7 protein-coding genes are annotated in these 7,806 nt (G+C 70.7%); 5 read left to right on the top strand and 2 right to left on the bottom strand.

Annotated elements, in window-relative coordinates; translation table 11 throughout:
* Positions 1–251: 251 nt before the first annotated feature.
* Both ABIC61_RS09010 and ABIC61_RS09005 read right to left on the bottom strand, forming a co-directional pair.
* Positions 252–2,150, bottom strand: a complete 1,899-nt coding sequence (locus tag ABIC61_RS09010) for a glycoside hydrolase family 15 protein (RefSeq protein ID WP_354029634.1) — start codon at positions 2,148–2,150, stop codon at positions 252–254.
* Between the two features lie 55 nt (positions 2,151–2,205).
* Entirely contained in the window at positions 2,206–3,270 is a 1,065-nt protein-coding gene (locus ABIC61_RS09005; protein WP_144750387.1) for an App1 family protein phosphatidate phosphatase, read from the bottom strand.
* Between the two features lie 144 nt (positions 3,271–3,414).
* Here ABIC61_RS09005 and ABIC61_RS09000 point away from each other — a divergent pair, with 144 nt between their 5' ends.
* The 5 genes from ABIC61_RS09000 (at position 3,415) to ABIC61_RS08980 (ending at position 7,537) form a co-directional block, all read left to right on the top strand.
* On the top strand, positions 3,415–4,068 hold the full coding sequence (locus ABIC61_RS09000; protein WP_186321894.1) for a TetR/AcrR family transcriptional regulator: 654 nt from the start codon (positions 3,415–3,417) through the stop codon (positions 4,066–4,068).
* Between the two features lie 214 nt (positions 4,069–4,282).
* Positions 4,283–5,152, top strand: coding sequence for an ABC transporter ATP-binding protein (locus ABIC61_RS08995; protein WP_354029633.1), 870 nt, complete (start codon positions 4,283–4,285; stop codon positions 5,150–5,152).
* On the top strand, positions 5,149–5,871 hold the full coding sequence (locus ABIC61_RS08990; RefSeq protein WP_354029632.1) for an ABC transporter permease: 723 nt from the start codon (positions 5,149–5,151) through the stop codon (positions 5,869–5,871). The genes ABIC61_RS08995 and ABIC61_RS08990 overlap by 4 nt, the downstream gene beginning before the upstream one ends.
* Positions 5,868–6,608 (top strand): ABC transporter permease, encoded by a 741-nt coding sequence (locus tag ABIC61_RS08985; protein ID WP_354029631.1) that lies wholly within the window; start codon positions 5,868–5,870, stop codon positions 6,606–6,608. Before ABIC61_RS08990 ends, ABIC61_RS08985 begins: the two co-directional genes overlap by 4 nt.
* Positions 6,605–7,537 carry an ABC transporter substrate-binding protein gene (locus ABIC61_RS08980; RefSeq protein WP_354029630.1) on the top strand — a complete coding sequence of 311 codons (933 nt, stop codon included), beginning with the start codon at positions 6,605–6,607 and terminating at the stop codon, positions 7,535–7,537. The genes ABIC61_RS08985 and ABIC61_RS08980 overlap by 4 nt, the downstream gene beginning before the upstream one ends.
* Positions 7,538–7,806 lie beyond the last annotated feature (269 nt).

Raw genomic sequence — 7,806 nt, 5'->3', positions numbered from 1 at the left:
GGGCCCCGGGGGGCGGGGCGCCCCGCGCCCCCCCCCGGGCCCGGCGGCGCGGCCGCCCCCCCCCCGGCCCCCCCCCCCGGGGGGGGGGGGGGGGCCCCCGCCCCCCCCCCGCCTCCAGTCCGTCTGTGGGGACGTTCTTTCCCATCACGCGCGCGTTGGTAGGTGATTCCGGGCGTACCTAGTCGGAACTTCCGACCAGGTACGCCCGATTCGACCAGGTACGCCCGAGACCGCCGGGCAGTCAGCGCCGCTCACGCAGGCGTGCCGGCGCGCTCGCCCTCGCCGGTCCAGGAGCGGGTGCCGCCGTCGTGGACGGGCAGGCGCGTTCGGTGGCCGGCGGCAAGTCCGCGTGCCCGGGCGATGGCGTCCGCGGCCGACACGAGCGTGAGGTGCGAGAGCGCCTGCGGCGTGTTGCCGATGTGGTGCCCGGTGGCGACGTCGATCTCCTCCGAGAGCATGCCGACGTCGTTCGCGTACCCGACGAGCACGTCCATGAGCCGCTCGGCGTCCTCGACCCGACCGGAAGCGGCGTACTGCTCCACGAGCCAGAACGAGCACGCCAGGAACGGGTGCTCGCTGCCGGAGAGCCCGTCGAAGCCGGACGACGTGCGGTAGCGCAGCACGAGTCCTTCGGACCCGGTGCGGAGGTCCTCCTCGATGGCGCGGACGGTCCCGGTCATGCGTTCGTCGTCGGCCTTCACGTAGCCGATCTGCGGCAGGACGAGCAGACTCGCGTCGACCTCGTCGGTGTCGTAGTGCTGCCGGTAGCTCCCGCGCTCGGCGTTCCAGCCGTGCTCCTCGATCTCGGCGCGGACCTGGTCGCGCAGGGTGCGCCAGCGGTCGACGGGGCCCTCGAGCCCGAACTCCTCGACGGCTGCGACGCCGCGGTCGAACGCCGCCCAGATCATCGCCCGCGAGTGCGTGAAGTGCCGTCGGGGGCCGCGCATCTCCCAGATGCCGTTGTCGGGTTCCTGCCAGTGCTCCTCGACGAACCCGAGCAGGGCGCGCTGCAGGGCCCAGGAGTCCGCGTTCTCCTCGACGCCGAGTTCGCGGGCGTCGTGCAGGGCAGCCAGGACCTCGCCGAACACGTCGCCCTGGTACTGCGTGTACGCACCGTTGCCGACCCGCACCGGTGTCGATCCGGCGTACCCGGGCAGGTTCGGGAGCTCGCGTTCGGAGAGTTCCCGTTCGCCGGCGATGCCGTACATGATCTGCACGTCGGCGGGGTCCCCGGCGATCGCTCGGAGCAGCCAACCGCGCCAGTGGGCCGCCTCGTCGCGGTACCCGTGCGCGATGAGCGAGGCCAGCGCGAGCGAGGCGTCCCGCAGCCACACGTAGCGGTAGTCCCAGTTCCGTTCGCCGCCCGGGTCCTCCGGCAGGCTGGTGGTCGCTGCCGCCACGACGCCGCCGGTCTCGGCGTGGGTCATCGCGCGGAGGAGCAGCAGGGACCGCCGGGCCGGTTCGGCGTACCGGCCGTCGGTCCGTGCGGTCGCCATCCAGTCGCGCCACCACTGCACCGTGCGGCGGAGGGCCGCGTCGACGTCGAGCGGCTCCGGCGGCTCGCGGTGCGACGGGTACCAGGTGAGCACGGTGTCGAGGACGTCGCCGTCGTGCACGGTGCTCGTCGCGGTGTGCCGGTGGTCGTCGGCGTGGAACCGCACCCCGCGGACGATGACCGAGCCGGGCCCGGCGGTCGCGAGGAGCGCAGGGTCCTCGTCGCCGCCGATCTGCCGGACCCAGGGGAGCGCCCGGGCGTAGTCGAAGCGGATGCGCAGGGTCTGCCGGAGCTCCACGGAGCCGCGGAGGCCCCGCACGCGCCGGACGATGGTGGCCCGGTGCGCACCGATCGGCATGAACTCGGTGACCTCGACGATGCCCGTGCTCGTCGCCCACACCGTGGAGAGCACGAGCGTGTCGTGGTCGTACCGGCGGGTGGCGGTCGCGTCGGGGTCGGTCGGTCGGAGTGTCCAGTGCCCGTGGTCCTCGGTGCCGAGGATCGACGCGAAGGTCGAGGGGCTGTCGAACCGGGGCAGACAGGCCCAGTCGATGGTGCCGTCCCGTCCGACGAGCGCGGCGGTGTACGTGTCACCGATCAGCGCGTGGTCCTCGATGCGGTTGGTCGGTGGGGTGGTCGTGCTCGCCGCGCTCATGGGGCGATCCAACCACCGCCGGATCGGGGAACAGGCGCGGTTGCTGAGGGATGCCTCAGGAGGGATCGGTCGGGTCGGCCTCGGTGATGCCGACCCGGGCGAGCTCCGACCACATGCCCGCGCCGTCCGGGGCGTACACCCACGGCGCCGACGATTCGCGGGATCGCTCCTGCGCGCGGGAGCGTCCACCCGCGAGGACGGCCTCGCTCGTGGACAGCTGGCGGATCGCGACGCCGGCGACGTTCTCGGGGTGCGCGCGGGCGAAGTCGCCGTAGAGCGACTCGTCGTGCTGGCCGTCGTCCCCGACCAGGAGCCACTGCACGTCGGGGAAGTCCTTCGCCAGGCGCTCGAGGTTCTGCTGCTTGTGGAGCTGCCCGCTGCGGAAGAAGCGGTCGTGGGTGGGCCCCCAGTCGGTCAGCAGGAGGGTGCCCGACGGGTAGAGGTTGCGGCTCAGGAAGCGCTGCAGCGTCGGCGCGACGTTCCAGGCGCCCGTGGAGAGGTACACGGTGGGTGCGCCGGGGTGCTGGGCGAGCACGCGCTCGTAGAGCACCGACATCCCCGGGACCGGGCGTCGGGCGTGCTCCGTGAGCACGAAGGAGTTCCACGCCGCCAGCATCGGGCGGGGGAGCGAGGTCACCATCACGGTGTCGTCGATGTCGGAGAGGAGTCCGAACCGGGTGTCCGGGTGGACGATGAACACGTCGGCCTCGACGTCGCGCATGCCGCCGGCGGAGAGCTTGATCGTGCGCCAGCCGGGTTCGAGGTCGATCGGGACGATGGTGTCCACGACGCCCCCGCGGTCGGACTGCACGACGTGCGTGGTCCCGCCGGCGGTGATCGTGACCTCGGCGTCGTCGACCGCCACGCTCGTGAACGTCTTCCAGCCGCGGACGCCGTAGAAGGACGCGTCGGAGGCCAGTCCGCGACGGGTGAGGAGGACGCGGCAAAGGACCCGGACCCACCCGGGGGCCCCGTAGCCGTTGTACGGGATCACGGTCGGCACGAGTCCGCGTCGACGTGCCCGGTGCTCGCGGAACTCCTGGACGGCGTCCTCGATCCGGGCAGCCCGGTGGAGGATCGGCTCGGCCAGCGACGGCTCGTGGTGCGTCGGGTCGGGCATCGCCCCATCATCCCACGCCGGACCTGGCACACCTACGACCTCGCAGGTGCTTTGGGAGAGTCGCAGCGATATTCCAGCCGGTCTCTGCGACAGTTGGGCAGTCACATCCCACATGACCGCGCTGTCGGCGCAAGAGGAGAACACGTGCTCGTCACCGAGGTATCGAACGCACTGCCGGGGGGATCATCACTGCTCAGGAACGAGCCGGTCCAAGCCCGCAGTTCGGCGCGCCTCGCCGGCCTCCTCGACGCCGCTGCCGCGGTCATCGACGAGATCGGTTTCGAGCGCCTGACCACGGCGATGGTCGCCGAGCGGGCCGGGGCGTCCATCGGCACCGTCTACCGCTACTTCCCCGACCGCATCGCGGTGGTCGAGGCACTCGCGATCCGCAGCACCCAGCGGCTCGCCGAGAAGTTCATCGTCGCCCTCGACTCGAGCGACGGCACGACCTGGCAGGACGCCTGCGACGCACTCATCGACGTCACCGCCGAGATGTACCGGACCGAGCCGGGCTTCCGGGCGATCCGGTTCGGTGACGCGGCCGACGTCGGTGCCGGAGCGGGAGACGCCGAGGACCGCATGGCCGCGCTGGGGAGCGCCGTCGCCCAGATCATGCACGAGCGTTTCGGGCTGCCGACCGGGGAGCGCATCGAGCGCACGTGGGTCGTCCTCGCCGAGTCGGCGCACGCCGTCCTGGCCCGGGCGCACCGCGATCCCGCGAACCCCGACACGGCCCTGGTCGAGGAGTACCGCACGATGAGCCGCACCCACCTCGAGACGGTGCTCGCCGCGTCCTGAGTCCCGACACGCCGGTCACCCATCCCGCGACGCCCGCGCTCCGAACTGGAGGCGCGGGCGTCGTCGTGCGTGCGGCCGGCGGTCGCGCAGTCGGCCGCCCCACCGCGTCATCCGGCTGTCCGGGACACGTCACGGAGCGTCACCGCCGAACCGTTGTCGCACCCGACGGGTACTCTCACTCGGAGTCGGGCTACCTCCGAACAGAAGGGCACCCATGATCGAGTTCCGCTCGGTGCGCAAGACCTACCCGGACGGCACCAACGCGGTCGACGACTTCAGTCTCGTCATCCCCTCGCGGACCACCACGGTCTTCGTCGGGTCGAGCGGCTGCGGCAAGACCACGCTCCTCCGGATGATCAACCGGATGGTGGACCCCAGCGCGGGCGCCGTCGAGATCGACGGCGAGGACGTCGCCGCCGTCGACCCCGTGCAGCTCCGCCGCCGCATCGGCTACGTGATGCAGAACGCCGGCCTGCTGCCGCACCGCAAGGTCGTCGACAACATCGCCACGGTGCCGCTGCTGACCGGCGTCTCCAAGGCCGAGGCGCGCGAGCGTGCCCTCGAGCTCATGGACACCGTCGGGCTGGACCGCGCCTTCGCGAACCGGTACCCCTCGCAGCTCTCCGGCGGACAGCAGCAGCGCGTCGGCGTCGCCCGCGGTCTCGCCGTCGACCCGAACGTGCTGCTGATGGACGAGCCGTTCGGCGCCGTCGACCCGCTCGTGCGCAACGACCTGCAGGACGAGCTCATCCGCCTGCAGCGCGAGCTCGGCAAGACCGTGGTCTTCGTGACGCACGACATCGACGAGGCCTTCAAGCTCGGCGACCAGGTCGTCATCCTCAAGAAGGGCGGCGAGATCGCGCAGCTGGGCACCCCGGCGGAGATCCTCGCCGAGCCCGCCGACGACTTCGTGGCGAACTTCATCGGTGCGGGCCGCGGCCGTCGTGCGCTCCGGGTCGAGCAGACCCCGACCGGCCCGATCGTCGTCGACGGCGAGGGCCGCGCGGCCGGTGTGCTCACCGGCCCGGTCCAGGTGGTCGACGCCGCCGAGGCCGTGCCGCAGGACCGGCGGGGCGACGCGTGAACTGGGTCCTCGGCAACACGGACACGATCAGCGACAACCTGATCGCGCACGTCTGGCTGTCGATCCCGCCGATCGTGATCAGCTTCCTGCTGTCGGTGCCGATCGGGCTCCTCGTGTCGCGTCTTCGGAAGCGCAACGGGGTCGCGCGGGGCACGGCCTCGACGATCGTCGTCGTCGCGAGCCTGCTGTACACGATCCCGGCGCTGCCGTTGTTCCTCGTGCTGCCCGCCATCATCGGCACGAGCACCCTCGACCCGGTGAACGTCGTCATCGCGATGACCATCTTCGGCGTCGCGCTGATGGCACGATCCGCGGCCGACGCCATCGACGCGGTCGACCAGGACGTCGTCGGTGCGTCCGAGGCGCTCGGCTACTCGCCGGCGCAGCGGTTCTTCAAGGTGGAGCTGCCCCTCGCCGGGCCCGTCCTGCTGGCCGGCATCCGCGTGGTGTCCGTCTCCACGATCAGCCTCGTGACGGTCGGTGCGCTCATCGGTGTCCCGAACCTCGGCTTCCTGCTCACGGACGGCCTGAAGCGCGGCATCAGCGCGGAGATCCTCACCGGCATCGTCCTGACCATCGTGCTCGCGCTCGTCATCGACCTGCTGCTCGTCGCGCTCGGTCGGCTCGTGATGCCGTGGACGCGGGGGAGCGGGCGCTCCGCCCGGGCCGTCCGCCGCCGCGCCGCCGACGACGTCCGAGCGAACGAGGTGTCCGCATGAACCTCTTCGCACAGGGCTTCGCCTGGATCTTCGACCCGGCCAACAACGTCGGCAGCAACGCCATCGGCGTCCGGCTCTGGGAGCACGTCTGGATCACGCTGTTGGCCGTGGCCATCGCCGTCGTGATCGCCGTCCCGATCGGACTGCTCATCGGGCACACCGGCAAGGGGCGCTCGATCGCGGTCGGGGTGTCCGGTGGCATCCGCGCGCTGCCCACCCTCGGTCTCCTCACGCTGCTCGCACTGGCGATCGGTCTCGGGCTCGGCGCACCGCTCATCTCGCTCGTCGTCCTCGCGATCCCGTCGGTCCTGGCGGGCTCGTACTCGGGCGTCGAGGCGATCGACCGTGTCGTCGTCGACGCCGCCAAGGCGCAGGGCATGACGGGGTGGCAGATCCTCGGCAAGGTCGAGATCCCCCTGGCGCTCCCGCTCATCGTCGGCGGCATCCGGGCGGCCGTGCTCCAGGTCGTCGCCACCGCGACCCTCGTCGGGTACATCAACGCCGGAGGCCTCGGCGGCTACGCCTTCTCCGGCATCGCCAATTCGGACTACGCAGAGGTGCTGGGCGGTTCCATCCTGGTGATCGCCCTCGCCATCGCGTTCGAGATCGTCTTCGCCGCACTGCAGCGGCTCGCCGTCCCAGCAGGGGTCTCCCTCGGGTCGGCGCGTCAGTCGCGTCGGAGCACCCGCAGCTCAGCACCACGAGCATCAACCCCTGTGGAAGGAACCCACCCGTGATCACAGCTACGACCCGGCGCCTCGCCGCGACGATCGCCGTCGCATCGGCGGCCGCCATCGCCCTGGCGGGCTGCTCCTCGAGCGACCCGCTCTCCTCCGGCTCCGGCGGAGACTCCAAGACCATCGTCGTGGGTTCGCAGGCGTACCCGTCGAACGAGATCATCGCCGAGCTCTACGCGCAGGAGCTCGAGCACGAGGGCTTCACCGTCACGAAGAAGCTCAACATCGGTCAGCGCAAGGCGTACTGGCCCGAGGTCGCGAAGGGGAGCATCAACGTCTTCCCGGAGTACAACGGCAACCTGCTGAACTACCTCCTGCAGGAGGACGGCAAGGACACCACGACCGAGACCACGACGGACGGCATCAACTCGGCGCTGAAGTCGGCGCTGCCGTCGGACGTCAAGGCGCTCCCCTCGGCCGACGCCTCCGACGCGGACACCTACACGGTGACCCAGGAGCTGGCGGACAAGTACGACCTGAAGTCGATCGCCGACCTGTCCAAGATCGGCGGCACCATCTCGATCGCCGCCAACCCGGAGTTCGCGACGGCCGCCTACGGTCCGACCGGTCTCAAGGCGAAGTACGGCATCACCGGTGAGGTCAACCAGCAGAACGACTCTGGTGGCCCGCTGACGATCAAGGCGATCCAGGACGGTGACTCGCAGGTCGCGGACATCTACTCCGCCAGCGCCTCGATCAAGACCGAGAAGCTCGTCACGCTCGAGGACCCGAAGCACCTCGTGCCGGCGAACAACGTCACGCCGATCGTCTCGAAGGACCTCGACTCGAAGGCCGCCGACGCGATCGCGAAGGTGAACAAGCTCCTGACGACCGACGCCCTCATCGAGCTGAACCGTCAGAACTCGGTCGACCAGAAGTCGGCGGCCTCGGTCGCCAAGGCGTTCCTGCAGGACAACGACCTGCTGTAACGACCCGCTGCAGTAAAACGACAGGTGTCGGGCAATCGCCCGGCACCTGTCGTCGTTCGCGGAGTGGACAAGCGGCACGATCGTGCCGCACGGTTGTGCCGTGCAGTACCCCTGCACGTTCGTGCAGCGGCCAGTTCTACAAATTGTCGAATCGGGTGTCCGCGCGGTAACGTGTTCGTGTCCCAATGGTTGTGACAGCAGAAGTTCCCCCTTCACAGGAAGCAACTGACGTGCACCAACAGCTCTCGGCGAACCGGCACGGACACGCC

The sequence above is a fragment of the Curtobacterium sp. 1544 genome (assembly GCF_040544915.1).
In the GTDB taxonomy this organism is placed as follows: domain Bacteria; phylum Actinomycetota; class Actinomycetes; order Actinomycetales; family Microbacteriaceae; genus Curtobacterium; species Curtobacterium pusillum_C.
The sequence above is the reverse complement of the archived record's forward strand: the minus strand, read 5'-3'. Positions and strand labels throughout refer to the sequence as shown.